The sequence below is a fragment of the Ralstonia pickettii genome, from assembly GCF_000607165.1.
In the GTDB taxonomy this organism is placed as follows: domain Bacteria; phylum Pseudomonadota; class Gammaproteobacteria; order Burkholderiales; family Burkholderiaceae; genus Ralstonia; species Ralstonia holmesii.
On the sequence record NZ_JFZG01000024.1, the window covers coordinates 930773 to 950364 of the forward strand.

At 64.4% G+C, this 19592-nt stretch carries 16 protein-coding genes; 5 read left to right on the top strand and 11 right to left on the bottom strand.

What is annotated here, in order from left to right:
• The first annotated feature begins 44 nt into the window (after positions 1-44).
• Positions 45-1121, top strand: coding sequence for an oxidoreductase (locus tag BG83_RS0121725; protein WP_024978706.1), 1077 nt, complete (start codon positions 45-47; stop codon positions 1119-1121).
• Positions 1118-3229, top strand: a complete 2112-nt coding sequence (locus BG83_RS0121730; protein WP_024978707.1) for a cation:proton antiporter — start codon at positions 1118-1120, stop codon at positions 3227-3229. Before BG83_RS0121725 ends, BG83_RS0121730 begins: the two co-directional genes overlap by 4 nt.
• A gap of 30 nt (positions 3230-3259) precedes the next feature.
• Here the strand turns inward: BG83_RS0121730 and BG83_RS0121735 are convergent, their stop codons facing one another.
• The 4 genes from BG83_RS0121735 to BG83_RS0121750 all read right to left on the bottom strand — a co-directional run bounded on the left by BG83_RS0121735 (position 3260) and on the right by BG83_RS0121750 (position 7760).
• Positions 3260-4522, bottom strand: a complete 1263-nt coding sequence (locus BG83_RS0121735; RefSeq protein WP_024978708.1) for a DUF3734 domain-containing protein — start codon at positions 4520-4522, stop codon at positions 3260-3262.
• A gap of 32 nt (positions 4523-4554) precedes the next feature.
• The gene (locus tag BG83_RS0121740) at positions 4555-5340 is read right to left on the bottom strand and encodes a 3-hydroxybutyrate dehydrogenase (protein WP_024978709.1); all 786 of its coding nucleotides are present in this window, start codon (positions 5338-5340) and stop codon (positions 4555-4557) included.
• Positions 5341-5391: 51 nt separating this feature from the next.
• Positions 5392-6135, bottom strand: a complete 744-nt coding sequence (locus BG83_RS0121745) for an acetoacetate decarboxylase (RefSeq protein ID WP_024978710.1) — start codon at positions 6133-6135, stop codon at positions 5392-5394.
• Positions 6136-6356: 221 nt separating this feature from the next.
• Positions 6357-7760, bottom strand: coding sequence for a PLP-dependent aminotransferase family protein (locus BG83_RS0121750; RefSeq protein WP_024978711.1), 1404 nt, complete (start codon positions 7758-7760; stop codon positions 6357-6359).
• 155 nt (positions 7761-7915) lie between these two features.
• Here BG83_RS0121750 and BG83_RS0121755 point away from each other — a divergent pair, with 155 nt between their 5' ends.
• Together BG83_RS0121755 and BG83_RS0121760 are read left to right on the top strand one after the other, a co-directional pair.
• Positions 7916-9253 carry an aspartate aminotransferase family protein gene (locus BG83_RS0121755; RefSeq protein ID WP_024978712.1) on the top strand — a complete coding sequence of 446 codons (1338 nt, stop codon included), beginning with the start codon at positions 7916-7918 and terminating at the stop codon, positions 9251-9253.
• Position 9254: 1 nt separating this feature from the next.
• Positions 9255-10778 (top strand): CoA-acylating methylmalonate-semialdehyde dehydrogenase, encoded by a 1524-nt coding sequence (locus tag BG83_RS0121760; RefSeq protein WP_024978713.1) that lies wholly within the window; start codon positions 9255-9257, stop codon positions 10776-10778.
• A 75-nt stretch (positions 10779-10853) separates the two neighbouring features.
• Here the strand turns inward: BG83_RS0121760 and BG83_RS0121765 are convergent, their stop codons facing one another.
• Both BG83_RS0121765 and BG83_RS0121770 read right to left on the bottom strand, forming a co-directional pair.
• The gene (locus BG83_RS0121765) at positions 10854-11060 is read right to left on the bottom strand and encodes a cold-shock protein (RefSeq protein WP_024978714.1); all 207 of its coding nucleotides are present in this window, start codon (positions 11058-11060) and stop codon (positions 10854-10856) included.
• A gap of 177 nt (positions 11061-11237) precedes the next feature.
• On the bottom strand, positions 11238-11441 hold the full coding sequence (locus BG83_RS0121770) for a cold-shock protein (protein ID WP_004627322.1): 204 nt from the start codon (positions 11439-11441) through the stop codon (positions 11238-11240).
• A 352-nt stretch (positions 11442-11793) separates the two neighbouring features.
• Between BG83_RS0121770 and BG83_RS0121775 the strand changes: the two genes are divergently transcribed.
• Complete coding sequence (locus BG83_RS0121775) at positions 11794-13689, top strand: potassium transporter Kup (protein ID WP_024978715.1); 1896 nt, start codon at positions 11794-11796, stop codon at positions 13687-13689.
• 18 nt (positions 13690-13707) lie between these two features.
• Here the strand turns inward: BG83_RS0121775 and fdhD are convergent, their stop codons facing one another.
• The 5 genes from fdhD to BG83_RS27975 form a co-directional block, all read right to left on the bottom strand.
• Positions 13708-14523: a formate dehydrogenase accessory sulfurtransferase FdhD gene (fdhD, locus tag BG83_RS0121780; RefSeq protein WP_024978716.1), complete on the bottom strand. Its 816-nt coding sequence runs from the start codon at positions 14521-14523 to the stop codon at positions 13708-13710.
• On the bottom strand, positions 14520-14765 hold the full coding sequence (locus tag BG83_RS0121785; RefSeq protein WP_024978717.1) for a hypothetical protein: 246 nt from the start codon (positions 14763-14765) through the stop codon (positions 14520-14522). Before BG83_RS0121785 ends, fdhD begins: the two co-directional genes overlap by 4 nt.
• The gene (locus BG83_RS0121790) at positions 14765-17104 is read right to left on the bottom strand and encodes an FdhF/YdeP family oxidoreductase (RefSeq protein ID WP_024978718.1); all 2340 of its coding nucleotides are present in this window, start codon (positions 17102-17104) and stop codon (positions 14765-14767) included. Before BG83_RS0121790 ends, BG83_RS0121785 begins: the two co-directional genes overlap by 1 nt.
• Before the next feature lie 28 nt (positions 17105-17132).
• The gene (locus BG83_RS0121795) at positions 17133-18788 is read right to left on the bottom strand and encodes an OFA family MFS transporter (protein ID WP_024978719.1); all 1656 of its coding nucleotides are present in this window, start codon (positions 18786-18788) and stop codon (positions 17133-17135) included.
• Between the two features lie 290 nt (positions 18789-19078).
• Positions 19079-19492: an Hpt domain-containing protein gene (locus BG83_RS27975; RefSeq protein WP_051541542.1), complete on the bottom strand. Its 414-nt coding sequence runs from the start codon at positions 19490-19492 to the stop codon at positions 19079-19081.
• Positions 19493-19592: the final 100 nt, after the last annotated feature.

Below are 19592 nucleotides of genomic sequence, written 5' to 3' on the forward strand. Positions count from 1 at the left end.
CGGATTTCTGCCATCTTTCTGATATGTCGCATTCATCACACCAGATGCCGTTGAGAGCCGCCTTGGTGGGCTACGGCTACGCCGGCAAGCTGTTTCACGCCGCGTTGATCGACGCCACGCCCGGGCTGCATTTGCAGGTCATCGGCTCCAACCGGCCAGACGCCGTGCAGGCGGATCGACCTAATGCTGTGGTCTGCACGCCCGAGGCGGCGGCAACGCATGCGGAAGCCGACCTCGTTGTCATTGCCGCGCCCAACGACCGTCACGCACTGCTGGCCGAAGCCGCGTTGCGCGCAGGCAAACATGTCGTGGTGGATAAGCCGTTTACCGTCACGCTGGCAGAGGCGCGGCATCTGGCTCGGGCGGCGCGTGAAACGGGGCGCGTGCTGTCGGTCTTTCAGAACCGCCGCTGGGACAGCGATTTCCTGGCCGTGCAAGCCGCGATTGCCGGTGGCGCCATCGGCAAAGCCATGCACGTCGAGGCGCATTTCGACCGCTATCGTCCGCAGGTACGTGCGCGCTGGCGCGAGCAGGCGGGGCATGGCACGGGCATCTGGTTCGATCTTGGCCCGCACCTGATCGACCAGGCGCTGCAACTGCTCGGCCTGCCGGATGCGGTGAGTGCCTCGTTTGCACGCCAGCGGCCGGGCGCCGAAACGCCGGACTGGGCGCACGTCGTGCTGGAAGTGGGCGAGCGCCGAGCAGTCCTTCACGCGAGCATGTTGGTGGCGGGCGGCTCGCCGCGCTGGGTCGTCCATGGCACGCGCGGTTCGTTCATCAAGCGCCGGATGGACCAGCAGGAAGCGCAACTGCTAGCCGGCATGCAGCCCGGCGCGCAAGGCTGGGGTGTGGACGATGACGCGGGCCTGCTGATTGACGGCGCAACCTCGACCGAAACCCGCATTGCAACGCCCGCAGGCGACCAGCGCGCCTACTATGCCGCTGTGCACGACGCCATCCTCGGCCTGCGCGCGAACCCTGTCCCGCCCGTGCAGGCTGTGGCTGTCATGGCCGTGCTCGAAGCCGCCGTGGCCGCTGCCGAAACCGGCACGGCTGTCGTGCCGGACCTGACCGATGCTGAACGTGCGGATTGGCTGGCCTCGCGGGAGACCGCCTCGTGAACGGCGTCGTCATCCTGTTGCTGGTGGCGGGCGGTTTGCTCGCTGTGGTGGCGCTGGTGCAGATGCTGGCCTCGCGGCTGACGTTGCCGGAATCGACATTGCTGGCGCTGGCAGGCATTGGCATCGGCGGCGCCTATGTGATCGTGCAGAACAGCGCGCCGGCCTCCGCGGCCACGTTCTTCGCGCCGCTCGTCGATCCGAGCTGGCCGGCAGAGGCGTATCTGTGGCTGTTCCTGCCGCCGCTGCTGTTTCAGGCAGCGCTGTCGGTTGATGTGCGGAGCATGGCGCCGGATGCCGCACCGATCCTGATGCTGGCCATCGTGGCCGTGGTGGTCGCCACGGGCGTGATCGGGCTCGCGGCGGCCGCTGTCACGCCGTTCGGCATCGTCACGTGCCTGCTGCTCGGCGCGATGATTGCCACGACCGATCCATCCGCTGTGATTGCGGTATTTCGCGACGTGGGTGCGCCGGCACGGTTGATCCGCCTGGTGGAGGGCGAGGCACTGCTCAACGACGCCGCGGCCATTGCCATCATGGGCGTGCTGCTTGCGATGCTGACGGGGCACGGCGGGGACGCCACCGTCGGCACCGGCCTGCGTGAACTGGCCAAGGCGTTCGGCGGCGGCGTGGTGTTCGGATTGATTGCCGGGCGCATCGCCGCATTCCTGCTGCCGGCGTTGCGTGGCATTGCTCAGGCCGAAGCCGCCTGGACGCTGGCGCTGCCGTACCCGCTGTATCTCGTGGCCGAAAACATGCTGGGCGCGTCGGGCGTGGTGTCGGTGGTGTGCGCGGGGCTGGTGATTGGCGCGCTGGGGCGCACGCGCTTGACGCCCCGCAACTGGTCGCACCTGCAACTCATTTGGGAGCAGATTGCTGCGCTGGCCGGGGCGGTGGTCTTCTTGCTGGCTGCGGTGCGGGTGCCGGAGTTGTTGCACGGCGTGGTGTGGAAAGACGCGCTGTGGCTGGCGGTGATCGTGCTGGCTGCACTTGCTGCGCGCCTTGCGGTGCTGTTTGGCCTGTTGCCCGCGCTCGCGTGGCTCAAGCTCTCCGCGCCGGTCAGTCATGCCTACAAGCTGGCGATTGCATGGGGCGGCCTGCGTGGTGCTGTCACGTTGGTGCTGGCGCTAGGTGTGGCGGAGAACCAGGCAGTGCGCGAGGCGGATCGCCATTTCGTCACCATCCTCGCCACCGGCTTTGTGCTGGTGAGCGTGCTCTTCAATGGCGCCACGCTGCGCTGGGTGATGCGCCAGTTGGGGCTGGATCAGTTGTCGCCGCAAGAGCAGGCCCTGCAAGGCCAGGCGCTGAACATGTCGACAGAGGAAGTGGAATCGACCATGCGCCGCATCGGCGGGCATTTCCATTTCACTTCGGGTGCGACGGATCAGGCAGCGGAGGTGTATCGGCGGGAGGTCGCGGCCGGCGCGGTCGAGCTGAACCTTGAGGAAGCGCTGTCCGAACGCGAGCGCCTGACCATCGGCCTTGTTTCGCTCGCCACGCGTGAGCGCGAGTTGATTCCCGAGTACGGCAACGGCCTCGTCTCCATCCGCAACCTTGACGCGATGATGCGCAACACCGCGGACATGATCGACGCGGCGCGCACGGAGGGGCGTCTTGGCTACAAGCGTGCATCGCGGCGCATCCTGGCCAAGCACGCCGGCTACCGGTTCGCGGTCTGGCTGCACCGCGTGGTGCATATCGACCGCCCGCTGGCCAACGCGCTGGCCGATCGCTTTGAATTGCTTATTTGCCGCCAGACGGTGTTGGAGCGCTTGCGCGCGTACAACCGTGCATCGCTGCAACCTGTGCTCGGCGAGCGCATGGCAGACCTGCTCGACGGTGTGTTGATTGCTCGGATCGAGGCGGCGGAAGAGGGCTTGGCCGAGCTGCGCGAGAAGTTTGGCGACTACAGCGCCGCTCTGGAAAAGCGTCTGCTCGTGCTGTTCGCGCTCTACATCGGCCAGAGCAAGATCGACACGATGCTGGCCGAAACGGTGATCTCGAAAGAGGTCTACAAGCAGATCAGCGCGGTGATCCGCCGTGCATGGACGGCCGCGCTGCCGCGGCCGCCGCTGTCGACTGCATTGCACATGCCGGCCGCACGGAAGTAGTGCGACTCGGAGAATTCAGCGGCGAACAGCTCAGAGCCGCTTGTCTTCCCGCTCCACGCCCGGATGGCGGTGGATGTCATGCGTGACGAAGCCCGTGTCGTTATCGGGCATCTCCAGCCACTCCGGGTGCGAGAGCGATTCGCGAATATCCGCCAGGCCCGAAGCCCAGTGGTCGCGCATGGTCGACGGCCCGAACTGGATGTCCTTGCCCGGCCCTTCGTGTTCCTTGGCAGCGTAGATGAGGTGGAAGACGTTGTAGCGCTTGGTACAGGCCATCTCCTGCGCGTGCTTGTACCACTGCGTGCGCTCGAACTCCTTGGGTGGCAGGTGATCAAGCAGCTTGCGCATGAGCCGGCGCGTGGATTGCGAACGCTCCATCCAGTCGGTAGTAAGCCGCGTGCGGCTGGAGTACTGCAAGTCCTTCTGTCGGCTGGCCACGCCGATCATCGTGTTGGGCACCGGCCCCAGCGCGCTCCAGAGGTCTACCTGAAACACCAGCGTGTCGCGGCGCGGCTTGGTGCCCAGCACATACGACAGCGGCGTGTTGGAGACCACACCGCCGTCCCAGTAATACTCGCCGTCGATCAGCACGGGCGGAAAGCCCGGCGGCAGCGCGCCCGATGCCATGAAGTGCTCTGCGCGCAGACGGCGCTCGGTGTTGTCGAAGGCTTCCAGGTTGCCCGTGCGGACGTTCACGGCGCCCACTGACACGCGGATGCCGCCATCGTTGATGCGGTCGAAATCGCACAGGCGTTCCAGCGTTGCCTTGAGCGGCGTGGTGTCGTAATAGCTGGCTTCGAGCGGGTCGACTTCGTTGGCTGGCAGTGGAGCGGGAAAGCGCGGTGTAAAAAAGCCGCGCTGGCCTTCGAGCAGCGTATCGGCGGCTTGCATGGCGGTCAGCCATTTCCGCAGATGCGCATTGCCGTCAAACCAGGCGTTTTCCAGGATGTCAGGCAGCGGCGGCGAGAACGTCGGCTGCGTGATGATCTGCCAGAACTCACGCAGCTTCGCTTGCCGATGCTCGGGCGCATTGCCGGCAATGATGGCCGTATTCAGCGCCCCGATGGAGATGCCCGCAATCCAGTTCGGCACGATGCCGGCTTCGTCCAGCCCTTCGAACACGCCGGCCTGGTACGAGCCAAGCGCGCCGCCGCCTTGCAGCACCAGCGCGATGTTCTCGTACGCCGGCAGCACGATGCGCTGTGCCGTGGTGAGCGGTGCATCTGCCGGGCGCGATGATTCTGCCGGTGTGGGCCGCTTGCTTGCGGCCACGCGTAGTTTGGGTGCGGGCATATCTCCTCCAACCTCCTTGCGTGTGCAGAGACTTATTGCATGAACCAGCCGTGGCTCACCACGAACGATTGGCCGGTCAGCGCAGCGCTCGGGAACGTGGCCAGGAAGCGCACCGTCTCGGCCACGTCTTCCACCGTGGTGAACACGCCGTCCACGGTATCACCCAGCATGACCTTTTTCACGACCTCGTCTTCGCTGATGCCGAGTTCCTTGGCCTGCTCGGGAATCTGCTTTTCGACCAGCGGCGTGCGCACAAAACCGGGGCACACCACATGCGAACGCACGTTATGCGCCGCGCCTTCCTTGGCCAGCACCTTGTTCAGGCCGAGCAGCGCGTGCTTGGCCGCCACGTAGGCTGATTTGAGCGGCGAGCCCTCGTGCGAGTGCACCGAGCCCATGTAGATCACCACGCCGCCACGGTTGTCCTTGTACATGTGGCGCAGCGCGGCACGCGTGGTCAGAAACGCGCCGTCGACGTGGATGGCCTGCATCTTCTTCCAGTCGGCAAACGAGTAGCTCACGAACGGGTTGACGATCTGGATGCCGGCGTTCGACACGAGGATGTCGACCGAGCCGAGCTCTTCAGCCACGCGGTCGATGCCGCTGTCCACGGCTTGTTCGTCGGTCACGTCCATGCGCAGGCCGATCGCCTTGCCGCCTGCATCGCTGATCTCTTTGGCGACGGCCTTGGCGCCGTCTTCGTTCAGGTCAACGATGGCGATGGCCGCACCCGAACCGGCGAGCGTGAGGGCGATCTGCTTGCCGATGCCGCTGGCGGCACCCGTGACGACGGCGACTTTGCCTTTCAAATCAGACATGTGTGTACTCCGAGGGTTGACGGAAAAAAAAAGAGGGCGTTCGGGCGGGCGTTACTGCGCGAGGTAATCGAACACGACCTCGCCCATGCCAAGGGTCAGGTCTGCAATGATGTGTCGGGCTTCGACAATCTCCAGCACGGGCAGTTCGGCCACGGGTGCCAGCGCGTGGTGGGCCAGCTCCAGCGACGCCGGACCCGTCCAGGCGCCTTTCATGTCGACGTCGATCAGGTAATTGCGTGATAGTTCGCAGATGCGCGCGGTCTTGCCGTCCACATGCGGAATGATCTTGAGCAGAAAGTTAGGGCGCTCCAGGCGACGTTTCTGCTCGGCCAGGTCCAGCTCGCGGTGTTTGTAACCCATGGTGCCGGTTGCCACGCGCACGGGGCCGTAGTCGAGCGTGCCGATCAGCGTGTCCTTGTCCGTCACGAGCCTGGGCGCGGCGAGCTTCTTGGGAAAGCCCCACATTTCACGTCCGCCGGCCAGGGGTGGATGGTCGTCCAGATACATCGCGAGCGTGTACGTGCCGGGCTTGCCTTCGTAGGTGACGGGAATCACCTGGCCGCTTTCGGTGTAATCGCCAAAGCCGGTGGAGTCGGCCATGCGGATGAACTCGTAGGCAACCAGCGGTTCGGGCACCTCCAGGGGTTCCGGCACCATGGCGCGCAGCTTGGCCGGGTCGGTGCGGTACGTGATGATGAAGAATTCTCGGTGGATGAAGCGGTACGGGCCGGGCGGGTAAGCGGGGCTCGTGAGCGGCATCGCGAAGGCGGCTTCGCGGACGGTCTTGATGTCCATGGCACTCCTTGTGCATGAGGGCGTTAGGGATCGGCTACGACGCAAGAGAACGGTAGGCGATGACGCATCCTGTCGGTCATTTGTGACGGTATGCACCTCGCTGCATATTGACTTGATTGCGTAGGCAATTATCGTAACGAGAGGCCGCTCACTATGGACAAATCCGCAATGCTAGTTGACGCCAACAATGCATTGTTGTGCCGCTCGGCAGGGTGGCCCGTTCAGGCGTGCGAGAGAAATTCCCAGAGCGCCGGTTCGGCGGAGTACGCCACGTTGAAACGCAACCACGCGCTGGGCTCGTCATGCGGCCTGAAATACTGCCCCGGCGCGAGCCAGATGTTGTGGTCGATGGCCCGATTGGCCAGCGCGGAGGCATCTGCGTGGCCCGGCAGCCGCGCCCACAGGAAGAGGCCGCGCCCCGGTGTATCGAACAGTTCGGCACCATGTTGGCGCATGAGGGCTTCGACGTGCGTGTGGGCCTCTCCAAGCCGCGCAATCAGCCGCGCCACGTGTTCGGCATAAACGGGGCGGGTGACGAACGCATGCACGATGCGCTCGGTGATCTCCGATGAGGTGAGCGCCACAGCCATCTTGGTACGTGCCAGCTCACGCGCGATAGCGGCATCGGCCACCACGTAGCCCGCGCGCAATGAGGGCGAGATCGTCTTGGAGAAGCCGCTCACGTACAGCGTGCGGCGCAGGCCGTCGAGCGCAGCCAGCATCGGCGCGGCAGGGTCGGCCAATTCGCGGTGCAGATCGTCTTCAACGATCCAGAGGCCGTGCTGTTCGGCCAGTTGCAGCGCGCGGTAGGCGTTCTGAGCGGTCATCGACGAGCCGGTGGGGTTCTGCAGCACGGAACTGGTGAAAAGGGCGCGCGGCCGGTCGGCATCGTCCGCGCGGAGGATGGTCTCCAGTGCCGTTGTGTCGAGCCCATCCGGTGTGCGCGGCACCCCGACCACGCGCAGGCCGGCCAGCTTGAGCACCTGGAGCACGTTGCAGTAGCCCGGATCATCCACGGCCACGACGTCGCCGGCTTTGAATAATGTGCGGACGATCAGATCGAGCGCCTGCGTGGCGCCGCTGGTCAGCAGCACTTGCGAGCGTTCCACCGGCAGCCCCCGCAGCGCAAGCGACTGCGCCACGTATTCGCCCAGCGGGGCGTAACCCCACGGGTGTCCGTAGCCCGCCACCCGCAGTGCGGAAACACGGCTCACCGCGCGCATGGCTTCCTGCACGCCGCGCTCGTCCAGCCAGTCGTTCGGCAGCCAGCCGCAGCCTGGTTTGATAGCGATGGAGCGATCGGCAAACACATCCGAGAGCAACCACGCCGCGTTGAGCGTGGGCGGCTCCCAGCGCGGGGCCACGGGCGCCGGTTGGGTGGGTGCGCGCGCCGCCACCAGATAGCCCGAGCGTGGCCGCGCCACGATGGCGCCCAGTGCCGCCAGCCGTGTATAGGCCTCCGCCACCGTAAAGGTGCTCACATCGTGGGCCTGGGCCAACTTGCGCACGGAGGGCAGCCGCGTGCCGGGCAGCAGGGTATGGTTGTCGACCGCCGCACGAATGCCTTGGACGATCTGGTCGACCAACGTACGCTGGGGATGAGAAGGATCGAGTTCGAGTTGCATGTTGCGATGCGGTATGGGAGCGGTGGTCGGCGCCTATACAGTTTCTTATAGAACCGCCATCTGTGCATGTCCGTGTCACGCCCGACTCTGTACAGTTTGCTCCAACGGCTGGCTCGCCAGTCCATTCCCTTTCCGCTGTTTTTTCGGAGTGACCGATGAAACCCGCACCGCACCCGCTGGAAACCACCGATCTGTCCTACTTCTGGATGCCGTTCACGGCCAACCGCCAGTACAAGGCCGCACCGCGCTTGCTGACGTCGGCCCAGGGCATGTACTACCGAGACGGCGACGGCCGCGAAGTGCTGGACGGCACGGCGGGCCTCTGGTGCGTCAACGCCGGTCACTGCCGCAAGGAAATCGTCGACGCCATCGCCATGCAGGCGGCCACGCTGGATTTCGCACCCACCTTCCAGATGGGCCACCCGCTGGCGTTCCGTGCGGCAGAAAAAGTCGCCGAGATCATGCCGGAAGGTCTGAACCGCATCTTCTTCGTCAACTCGGGTTCGGAAGCGGTGGATACGGCGCTCAAGATTGCGCTGGCGTACCACCGAGCACGGGGCGAAGGGCAGCGCACACGCCTGATCGGCCGCGAGCGCGGCTATCACGGGGTGGGTTTTGGCGGCATCTCGGTGGGCGGTATCTCGCCGAACCGCAAGGCGTTCTCGGCAAACCTGCTACCCAGCGTCGACCACCTGCCGCACACGCATGCGCCTGAGCACAATGCGTTTTCCAAAGGCCAGCCGGCCTGGGGCGAACACCTTGCCGACGAGCTCGAGCGCCTTGTGACGCTGCATGACGCGTCGACCATCGCCGCCGTCATCGTCGAGCCGCTGGCAGGTTCCACGGGCGTGCTGGTGCCGCCCAAGGGCTATCTGCAGCGTCTGCGCGCGCTGTGCGACAAGCACGGCATCCTGCTGATCTTCGATGAGGTCATTACCGGTTTTGGCCGCCTGGGCGCGGCAACGGCGGCCGAGTTCTTTGGCGTGACGCCCGATCTGCTGACGATGGCCAAGGGCATCAACAACGCTGCCGTGCCGATGGGCGCTGTGGCCGTGCGTCAGTTGGTGCACGACACCGTGGTCGACGCCGGCGCGCCAGGCGCGATCGAGCTGTTCCACGGCTACACGTATTCGGCGCACCCGCTGGCTGCGGCCGCGGCGGTGGCCGCACTGGATCTGTATCGCAGCGAAGGATTGTTCGAGCGCGCTCGTGCGATGTCGCCGGTGTTCGAAGCAGCAGCGCATTCGGTCAAGGGTGCGCCGCATGTGAAGGACATCCGCAACCTGGGCCTCGTGGCCGGCATCGAGCTGGAATCGCGGCCGGGTGCGGTGGGTGCGCGCGCTTACGAAGTCTTCCTGAAGTGCCTGGAGCGTGGCGTGCTGGTGCGCTACACCGGCGACATCCTGGCGTTCTCCCCGCCGCTGATCATCGAAGAGGCGCAAATCGCGCGCATCTTCGACACCGTTCGTACCGTTCTGCAAGAGGTAGCCTGAAATGAACCGACCGATTGATCCCGCCGTGACGGAATCCGTTATCAGCCATTACATCGGCGGGCAACGCCATGCCGGTAGCGGCACGCGTAGCGCCGATGTGTTCAACCCCGCCACGGGCGCTGTGAGCGCGCAGGTGCTGCTGGGCGGTAAGTCCGAAGTGGACGCCGCCGTGGCCGCGGCGCACGCGGCCGCAGCCGACTGGGCCGAGACCTCGCCGCTCAAGCGCTCGCGCGTTCTGTTCAAGTTTAAGGAGCTGCTCGACCAGAACCAGGATGCCCTGGCCGCAGCCATCACGCGGGAGCACGGCAAGGTGTTCTCCGATGCCAAGGGCGAAGTCACGCGCGGCATTGAAGTGGTCGAGTTCGCGTGCGGCATTCCGAATCTGCTCAAGACCGATTTCACCGACAACATTGGCGGCGGCATCGACAACTGGAACCTGCGCCAACCGCTGGGCGTGGTGGCCGGCATCACGCCGTTCAACTTCCCGTTCATGGTGCCGATGTGGATGGCGCCGGTGGCACTGGCGTGCGGCAACACGTTCATCCTCAAGCCGAGCGAGCGCGATCCGACCCCCAGTCTGATGATTGCCGACCTGCTCAAGCGGGCTGGCCTGCCCGATGGCGTGTTCAACGTCGTGCAGGGTGGCAAGGATGCCGTCGATGCGCTGCTCGAGCATCCGGATGTGCAGGCCGTCTCGTTCGTCGGCAGCACGCCCATCGCCGAATACATCTACGCCGAGGGCACCAAGCGCGGCAAGCGCGTGCAAGCCCTGGGCGGCGCAAAGAACCATCTCGTGGTCATGCCCGATGCCGACCTCGACCAGGCGGTGGATGCCCTGATCGGTGCCGGCTACGGTTCTGCCGGCGAGCGTTGCATGGCGATCTCCGTGGCCGTGGCAGTGGGTGACGTGGCTGACAAGCTCGTCCCGCGCCTTGCCGAGCGCGCCAAGGCACTCAAGATCGGCAACGGTATGCAAGCCGACAGCGAAATGGGTCCGCTGGTGACGGCCGCGCACAAGGCCAAGGTTGAAGGCTATATCGCCAAGGGCGTGGAAGAGGGTGCCAAGCTGGTGGTGGACGGCCGCGGCCACACGGTCGAGGGCCATGCCGAAGGCTTCTTCACGGGCGGCACGCTGTTCGACCACGTCAAGCCTGGCATGACGATCTACAAGGAAGAGATCTTCGGTCCGGTGCTTTCGGTGGTGCGCGTGCATGATCTTGCCGAGGCGGTGAACCTGATCAACGCGCACGAGTTTGGCAACGGCGTGTCGTGCTACACGAGCGATGGCGGCGTGGCGCGCGCATTTGCGCGGCAGATCCAGGTGGGCATGGTCGGGATCAACGTGCCGATTCCGGTGCCGATGGCGTGGCACAGCTTTGGGGGCTGGAAGCGCTCGCTGTTCGGGGACCACCACGCCTATGGCGAAGAAGGTGTGCGTTTTTACACGCGTTACAAGAGCGTGATGCAACGCTGGCCGGATTCGATTGCCAAGGGCGCCGAGTTCGTGATGCCGACAGCCAAGTAAGCCGGTGCATCACCCATGAGAAAGGGAGGCAATGCCTCCCTTTTCTTTTGACCATGCCGAGTTGAAACCGGCGTTTCATATTGGTTTGATGTTGACGGCGATCAGTTCGCCATCGGGCCCGATCTCCACATCAAAGCTGACGCGCTGGCCTTCATGGAATGTCTGCGAGCGCGAAAACTGGATTTCCGAATCCCGAATGAAACTCGGGGCAGCATGCATTTCTGCAGCTGCCCCGGCGGGCGGATCATATTGAACGGCGTTCTCTTCAATTCGGCTGGCCATTGCATGCTCCCAATAGGGGGTTCGTCAAACCAGGCCACCGCTTCCGGCGGCCATCCGACTGCTTGATGGCAAACACGTACTGAACAACCTGCCTGGCGGAATATCCCGGCCAATACACGCGCGAGGAAACCCCGCGCGGCAAGCCAAAACCGGGCTACCGCGCCCGCGTGCCCCTAGTTACTGGGGCACGATGTTCGAAGCTTGCTTGCCCTTGGGGCCTTGCGTGACTTCGAACGACACCTTCTGACCTTCCTTCAGGCTTTTGAAGCCTGCGGAGTTGATAGCAGAGAAATGTGCGAAAAGGTCTTCGCCGCCATCATCCGGGGTAATGAAGCCGAAACCCTTTGCGTCGTTAAACCACTTGACGGTACCAGTAGCCATGATTTTGAGTCGTGAAGTTGAGAAATCGATCGGCCGCCGGCCAAATACAAAACGCAGCAGGCAGACCCGGCCTAACCGGCCAAACGATCGTTTGGTGAATATATGCTTGGCGCGTCTCCCCGTCAAAGTCTGTTTTTTTAAGCTTTCTTTTCGAACCGGGCGGGCCCGTCGTTTTCTGGCGCTCAGCAGGGTTGGCGCAGGCTTGCCATCGGTGCAAACACCGGCGCAAAACCTGGCGTTTTCACCTAAGCTTTAGTGGCTTCTGCCGCACTCGGCTCGCCCCGTAGAATCGGTGCCGCAGACGGCGCACGAAAATTGCGTGCGCCCCCGTCGTTCCAGTCGCAGCCTACCCATGACGACCGCCGCAGCCAGTAAAACCAAGAAAAATCCCGCGTTGATGGCCACCATGGTGGGCGCAATCGGCGTGGTCTTCGGGGACATCGGTACCAGCCCCCTGTATGCACTGAAGGAATGCTTCAACCCCGAGCATGGGGTCCCGTTTTCCGATCAGACCGTCTTCGGCATCCTATCGATGCTGTTCTGGGCGATGACGCTGGTGGTGTCCGTCAAATACGTGTTGTTCGTCATGCGCGCCGACAACAACGGCGAAGGCGGCATCCTCGCCCTGACGGCGCTGGCCATGCGCGCAAGCAGGGGAGGCGCCCGGTTCACACGCACATTGATGCTGCTCGGCCTGCTCGGCGCCGCCATGTTCTATGGCGATGCCGTCATCACACCTGCCATTTCAGTGCTCTCCGCCATTGAAGGCATGGAGATCATGGCCCCCGCGCTACAGAAGTGGGTGTTGCCCCTGGCGCTGATCGTGCTGATTGCCCTGTTCTTGATTCAAAAGCAGGGCACGCACGTGGTCGGGCGCCTGTTCGGGCCAATCATGGTGATCTGGTTCGTGCTGCTGGGGCTGATGGGGTTGGCTTCGGTGGTGAAGTCGCCGCAGATATTGGTGGCGTTGAGCCCTGTGTACGCCATCGAGTTCGGATTCCGGCATACGGTGCTGGCGTTCATCGTGTTCGGCTCGGTGTTTCTGGCGCTGACCGGCGCTGAGGCGCTGTATGCCGACATGGGCCACTTTGGCGCGCGCCCGATCCGCTACGCGTGGTTCTACATTGCCATGCCGTGCCTGCTGCTGAACTACTTTGGCCAGGGCGCTTTGCTGCTGCGCGAGCCGAGCGCGGTGCAGAACCCGTTCTTTCTGCTGATGCCGAACTGGGCCGTGGGCCCGATGGTGGTACTGGCCACGGCGGCCACCGTCATTGCGTCGCAGGCTGTCATCTCCGGAGCGTTTTCGATGACGGCGCAGGCCGTGCATCTGGGCTATGCGCCGCGCATGAAGATTCTTTACACGTCGGATGTGGAGATCGGCCAGATCTACGTGCCGATGGTCAACTACATGCTTTTGGTGCTGGTGGTGGCGGTGGTGCTGGCTTTCGGCAAGTCCGACAACCTGGCCGCGGCCTACGGTATTGCGGTAACGACCACCATGGTGCTGACGACGGGTCTGGTTACGGTGGTCATGCGCAACGCCTGGAAGTGGCGCCTGTCGCTGGTGGCCCCCCTCGGCGCGGTTTTCCTGGCGGTGGATCTATCGTTCTTCTCAGCCAACCTGCTCAAGATTGCCGCGGGTGGCTGGTTCCCGTTGCTGCTGGGTGGCTTGATCTTCTTCCTGATGGTGACGTGGCACTCGGGCACGCAGCTGTTGAAGGCGCGCAATGTGGAAGGTGGCATCCCGCTCGAGCCGTTCATGGAGGGGCTGCTGCGCCATCCGCCGTATCGTGTGGACGGCACGGCCGTGTATCTCACCCCGAGCATGGATTTCGTGCCCTTGGCGTTGCTGCACAACCTCAAGCACAACCACGTGCTGCACAAGCGCGTGCTGTTCATCCACTTCCGCACGCTGGCCGTGCCGTATGTGGACCCCGCCAAGCGCCTGGTTATCAAAACCATTGGCGACGACATCCACACGGCCGTGGTCGATTTCGGCTTCAAGGAAACACCGGCCGTGGACGAGATCGTCCGCAACGTGGGTGAGCGGCTTGGCATCGTTTTTGAAGATATGGAAACCTCGTTCTTCATTACGCGTGCCACGGTGGTGCCGTCGCCGCTGCCTGGCATGGCGATGTGGCGCGAATCGCTGTTTGCCTGGATGCAGCACAACAGCGCCAAGCCGTCGGACTTTTTCCGGATACCCGCCAACCGACTGGTTGAGCTGGGGAGCAAGGTGGAGATTTAGCCCTGCGCGTGCTGTGCGCTACGCAAACCGCGTCACGCTATCGCCCCGGCAGAACGCCAGCAGCGTCAGCTGTCCGGCCTTGGCGTGGCGGATCGCCAGCGAGGACGGCGCGGAGATTGTTGCCAGTAGCGGCACCTGCACTTGTACGCACTTGCGCGCCAGTTCGAAGCTTGCGCGGCTTGTCATGACGATGAACCCGTCTGCGGGGCGGATGCCGAGCCGGGCGAGCCGGCCGATCAGCTTGTCCAGCGCGTTGTGACGGCCCACGTCTTCCAGCACATGCAGCGGCGCGTTGCCGTCCGCAGGTACCCAGCCCGCGGCATGCAAACCGCCGGTGAGCGCGTTGGCCGGCTGATGCGCCGTCATCGCGTGCATGGCGTCCAGCACTTGTGCGTCGGTCAATGACGCCATCCATGCAGCCGGCACAAGCGGTGTCGGTGCGTCTTCAAAGGTCTGCAGGCTTTCAATGCCACACAGGCCGCAGCCGGTCGGGCCGGCCAGCGCGCGGCGGCGTTCCTTCAGCCGCACGAAGCAATGCGAAGCGATTTCCGCATGCACCTCAAGCCCATGCGGATGCGTTTGAACATCTGCGCCACGCCAATCGGCGCGACTGTCGATGATGCCTTCGGACAGCGCGAAGCCCAGTGCAAAGTCTTCCAGGTCGGCTGGCGAGGCCATCATCACCGCATGCGTGATGCCGTTGAAGACAAGCGCGACCGGTGCTTCATCTGCGACGGCGGTGGACGCGTCTTCTTGCGTGCCAGAGCGCGTGCGTTTCGTCGCGGTTGTGGAAACGACGGGCATTCCGGCGGGGTGGCGGGGCAGAAAAGTCATGCAGTGAAATGGGGCAAAGCGCGGCCGGCATCGAGCAGCACGATGAGCCAGCGTGTGTCGTCCATGGCGACGCGCAGCAGGCCGGCGTCAGCCAACGGATGCAGCGCGCGCAGCACTGTGCTGGCGCGCTCGCCCACGCGCTTGGTCAGCCAGGGTAGCGAGACCGGCTTGGCGGCGTCGGTCTCGCGCAATGCGGCCAGCAGCGCCAGTTGCAGCGCAGACCACGCCGGCTCGGTTGGCATCAGGCTTCTGCCGTGTTGGCCGCTTGGGACTCAGCGGTGCGCTCGACCTGGCTCGGCACGAGCATCACCGGAATCGACTTTGATGTCGGCGTGCGGGCCTGGTCAGCCACGGAAGACAGCGGCACCAGCGGATTCGTCTCGGGGTAATACGCCGCCAGACACCCGCGCGGAATGTCGTACGCCACCAGTCGGAAGCCATCGGCGCGGCGCGTGGTGCCGTCTTCGGAGAGCGTCACCATGTCGACCCACTCGCCGTCCTTCATGCGGATCGTGTGCAGGTCTTCCTTGTTGATGAAGACCACGCGGCGCTGGCCGAACACGCCGCGGTAGCGGTCGTCCATGCCATAGATGGTGGTGTTGTACTGATCGTGCGAACGCACCGTGGCCAGCGTAAAGACCGTCGTATCTGCATGGCGCTCGCGGGCGCGGTGGACCGGCGTGTCGGTCGGCACGGCGTGCGTGTGGAATTCCGCCTTGCCCGACGGCGTGCTCCACACACGTTCGGATGCAGTGTTGCGCAGACGGAAGCCGCCCGGCACGCGAATCTTCTCGTTGAAGCCGGCAAAGTCGTCGAACACGGCCTCGATGCGCTCGCGGATGCGGTCGTAGTCTTCCACCAGCCAGCGCCACGGGATGGTGCTCTCGGGCAGCGCCGCTTCCGCCAGCCGCGCCACGATGGCCGGTTCCGACAGCAGATGCGGCGAGGCCGGCGGATTGATGCCCGCCGACATGTGCACCATGCTCATCGAGTCTTCCACGGTCACGCCTTGCGTGCCGCCGGCCTGTTGGTCGACTTCGGTGCGGCCCAGGCACGGCAGGATCAGCGCTGCCTTGCCATGCACGATGTGGCTGCGGTTGAGCTTGGTGGTCACGTGCACGGTCAGGTCGCACTGGCGCAGGCCAGCCCACGTGGCAGCGGTGTCCGGCGTGGCCGCCGCAAAGTTGCCGCCCATGGCGAAGAACACGCGCGCGGCGCCTTGCTGCATCGCTTCGATGGCGCCGACGGTGTCGTAGCCATGTTCGCGCGGCACCTGGATGCCGAAGACCTTTTCCAGCCGATCCAGGAACGCAGGGGCGGGCTTCTCGTAAATGCCCATCGTCCGGTCGCCCTGCACGTTGCTGTGGCCGCGCACCGGGCACGCGCCGGCGCCCGGGCGGCCGATGTTGCCCCGCAGGAGCAACAGGTTGACGATCATCTGGATCGTCGCGACCGAATGCTTGTGTTGCGTGATGCCCATGCCCCAGCAGGCGATGACGCTGCCGGCCTTGATGTAGGTATCGCCGGCCTGGCGGATTTCGTTTTCCGGCAGGCCCGATTCGGCTTCGATGGTCGCCCACGATTCTGCGCGCACGTCGGCGGCAAAGGCGTCGTAGCCGCCGGTGTGTTGCGCGATGAAGGCGTGGTCGATGATGGCGGGCTCTCCGCGGCTGCGTGCCACGTCGTCACGCTCGATCACGTGTTTGATGATGCCTTTGACGGTGGCCAGGTCGCCGCCGATGCGCACTTGGTGGTACTCCGTGCTGATGCGCGTGGAGCCCAGCGTCAGCATCTCGATCTTGCTTTGCGGATCGGCAAAGCGCTCCAGCCCGCGCTCGCGAAGCGGGTTGAACGAAACAATCTTGGCACCGCGCTTGGACGCTTCGCGCAGCTCACCGAGCATGCGCGGGTGGTTCGTCCCCGGGTTCTGGCCGAAGATGAAGATGGCGTCAGCCTTGGTGAAATCGTCGAGCGTGACGGTGCCCTTGCCAACGCCGATGCTGCCCCGCATGCCCGTGCCGGAGGGCTCGTGGCACATGTTGGAGCAGTCGGGGAAATTGTTCGTGCCGTAGGCGCGCACGAACAACTGGTAGAGGAAGGCCGCCTCATTGCTGGTGCGGCCCGAGGTGTAGAAGATCGCCTGGTTCGGATCAGGCAGCGCGCGCAGGTGCTGCGCGATCAGCGCGAAGGCGGCGTCCCATTCGATCGGGAAGTACTTGTCGCTGGCCGCGTCGTAGACCATCGGGTGCGTCAGACGCCCTTGGTCTTCGAGTGCGTAGTCGGACCAGTCGGCCAACTCCCGCACGGTGTGCTGTGCGAAGAACTCCGGCGTGGTGCGGCGGGAGGTGGCTTCGGCCGCCACGGCTTTGACGCCGTTCTCGCAAAATTCAAACGTGGAGGCATGGTCGCGGTCGGGCCAGGCGCAGCCGGGGCAGTCGAAGCCGTCGGGCTGGTTGGCCGACAGCATCGTCTTGGCACCCTTGGCCGCGATGCCCTGCGAGAGCAATTGATGCGCAACGCTTTTGAGCGCGCCCCAGCCACCGGCCGGATGACGGTAGAACTCGATCTTCTGGTGCTTCATGGGTGGCGGGGCGGCTTTAAATCACGTGTCAGGAGAACAGAACGGCAGCTTTTTGGAGTGTAATCCAAACCCCCCAGCCCAACGGCAGGCCCACGGCGGCCCAAGCCAGCACCACGGCCACGGCCGAGCCAGGATGCGCCTTCCATTCCAGCGACGTTTCCGGTGCGATCACCGACGGCGTCGGGCTCTTGGTTGCCGCAGCGTGACGTTGCTCGTCGAGTTGCGCTTCGGTCATGAAGTGCTTCGCGTTGACCGGGCGCACCAGCAGGTTGCAGATGAAGCCGAGAATCAGCAGGCCGGCCAGGATCATCATCGTGATGTCGTACACGGCTGCGCGTTCCACGCCATGGGCGATCTGGTATTCGCGCAGGTAGTTCACCAGCACCGGGCCCAGAATGCCGGCCGTCGACCACGCCGTCAGCAGGCGGCCGTGGATGGCGCCCACCATTTGCGTGCCGAACATGTCAGCCAGGTACGCCGGCACGGTAGCAAAACCGCCGCCGTACATCGACAGGATCACGCAGAAGGCCAGTGCAAACAGCGCGATATTGCCTGTGTGCGAAGTCCACGGAATCGATGCGTACAGCACGAAGCCGAGCACGAAGAAGACCGCGTACGTCATCTTGCGGCCCAGGCGGTCCGACAGCGATGCCCAGAAGAAACGGCCGCCGATGTTGAACAGGCTCAGCAGACCCGTGAAGCCCGCAGCGATGGCCGCGATCTGGCCCTTCTGAGCGGCGGTCAGGTCCATGAACGAAGTCGTCACGCCAAGCAGCTTGCCGCCAAACACTTCCTGCAGCAGCGGCGAGGCCATGCCGAGCACGCCAATACCGGCCGAGACGTTCAGGCACAGCACCGCCCAGATCAGCCAGAACTGCGGCGTCTTCAGCGCTTCGTTTGCGTGCACGTGGCGTTGCGTGACCATCGTGTCCTTCGCCTTGGTGGGCGAGGGTGTCCAGCCGGCCGGTTTCCAGCCCGTGGGCGGCACGCGGTAACCCAGCGCCCCCGCCATCATGAACACGAAGTAGATGCCAGCCAGCACAATAAACGTTTGCGACACGCCGACCGATTCGGGCGTGGCAAACACCTTCATCAGGCGGTCAGCCAGCGGGGCGCCGATCATCGCGCCGCCGCCAAAGCCCATAATGGCCATGCCGGTGGCCATGCCGCGCTTGTCCGGAAACCACTTGATCAGCGTCGACACGGGGGAGATGTAGCCCAACCCCAGGCCGATGCCGCCGATCACGCCCGAGCCCACCCACAGCAGCCACAGTTGGTGCATCTGGATGCCGAGCGCGGAAATCAGCAAGCCGCCGCACCAGCACACGGCTGACACGACGCCAGCCTTGCGCGGGCCGACGCGCTCGAGCCAGCCGCCCCACATGGCTGCGGATGCGCCCAGGAAAACGAAGAACAGCGTGAACATCCAGCCCAGGCTGGACACGCGCCAGTCACAGGTGGTGGTGAACAGCTCGGCGATCAGCGAGACATCGGCGCCGCAGGTGAGCGGCTTGGTGATGCCAAGCGCGCGGCCAAGCGGCAGCCAGAAGACTGAGAAACCGTAGGCCATGCCAATGCACAGATGGATGGCCAGTGCGGCAGGCGGAACCAGCCAGCGGTTGAAACCAACCGCGGCGACGGTGCGCTCGCGCGAAAAAAATGGATGCAGGACTGCTTCGGACATCGAATCCCCCCGGATAAGTTGAGCCCGTGTTGTGACGTACGTAGTGAAACGGTGCGGCCGCGCCGGTCATGGCCGGTGCGTGTCAGGCGGCGGCAGTTGGAGTGCGCCGACGTTGCCCGCGAAAGATAGTGGGGCAGCGTGTCCTAGATCAATAGTTGTAATCACCCGTTGTATTACGAATCACGCAATTTACAGCCTAATCAATTAAGTTATGTTTAATAAAACATAACTTAACTAGACCAAGGGTGACGCTGCTCCGCAACCGATGGCTTGCGGAGCGTGGCGCGCCGTTAGCCCACCACCGGCGCGTCTGGCCAGGGGCAGGCGTTGGCCTGCTGGCGGAATTCATCGGCCAAGGCGCGCAGGCAGGCGAGGGCAGATTCCATTTCTTGCGCACGCTGCTGATAGGGCCCGATGCTTTGCGCAGCGCGCTCGATGCGGCGGGCAGCATCGCCAATCGGTTGATGCCCCAGCATGCGTGCGGAACCGACGATGCGGTGCGCCGCTTCAACGATCTGTGCGTCCTCGCCGCCGCGGATGGCGTTCTCCAGGTTGGCGAGATCCTGTTCTGCCGTCTCGCAAAATAGATCGACGATAAAACGCCATTGGTGCAGATCATTGCCAAACAGCTCGATGAGCGTGTCGACGACCTGCGGAGGGAACTTGGCGGCGACGCTGGGGGATACGTTGGGCGTGGGGAGCATGGTGGCGATGCGTGCGATAGAACCAGAGGCGCACTCTGCTCGCCTCGGCTACGCGTCACCATGAGATTGGTCCGATTCTGGTGTGAGCCCAAATGAAAAC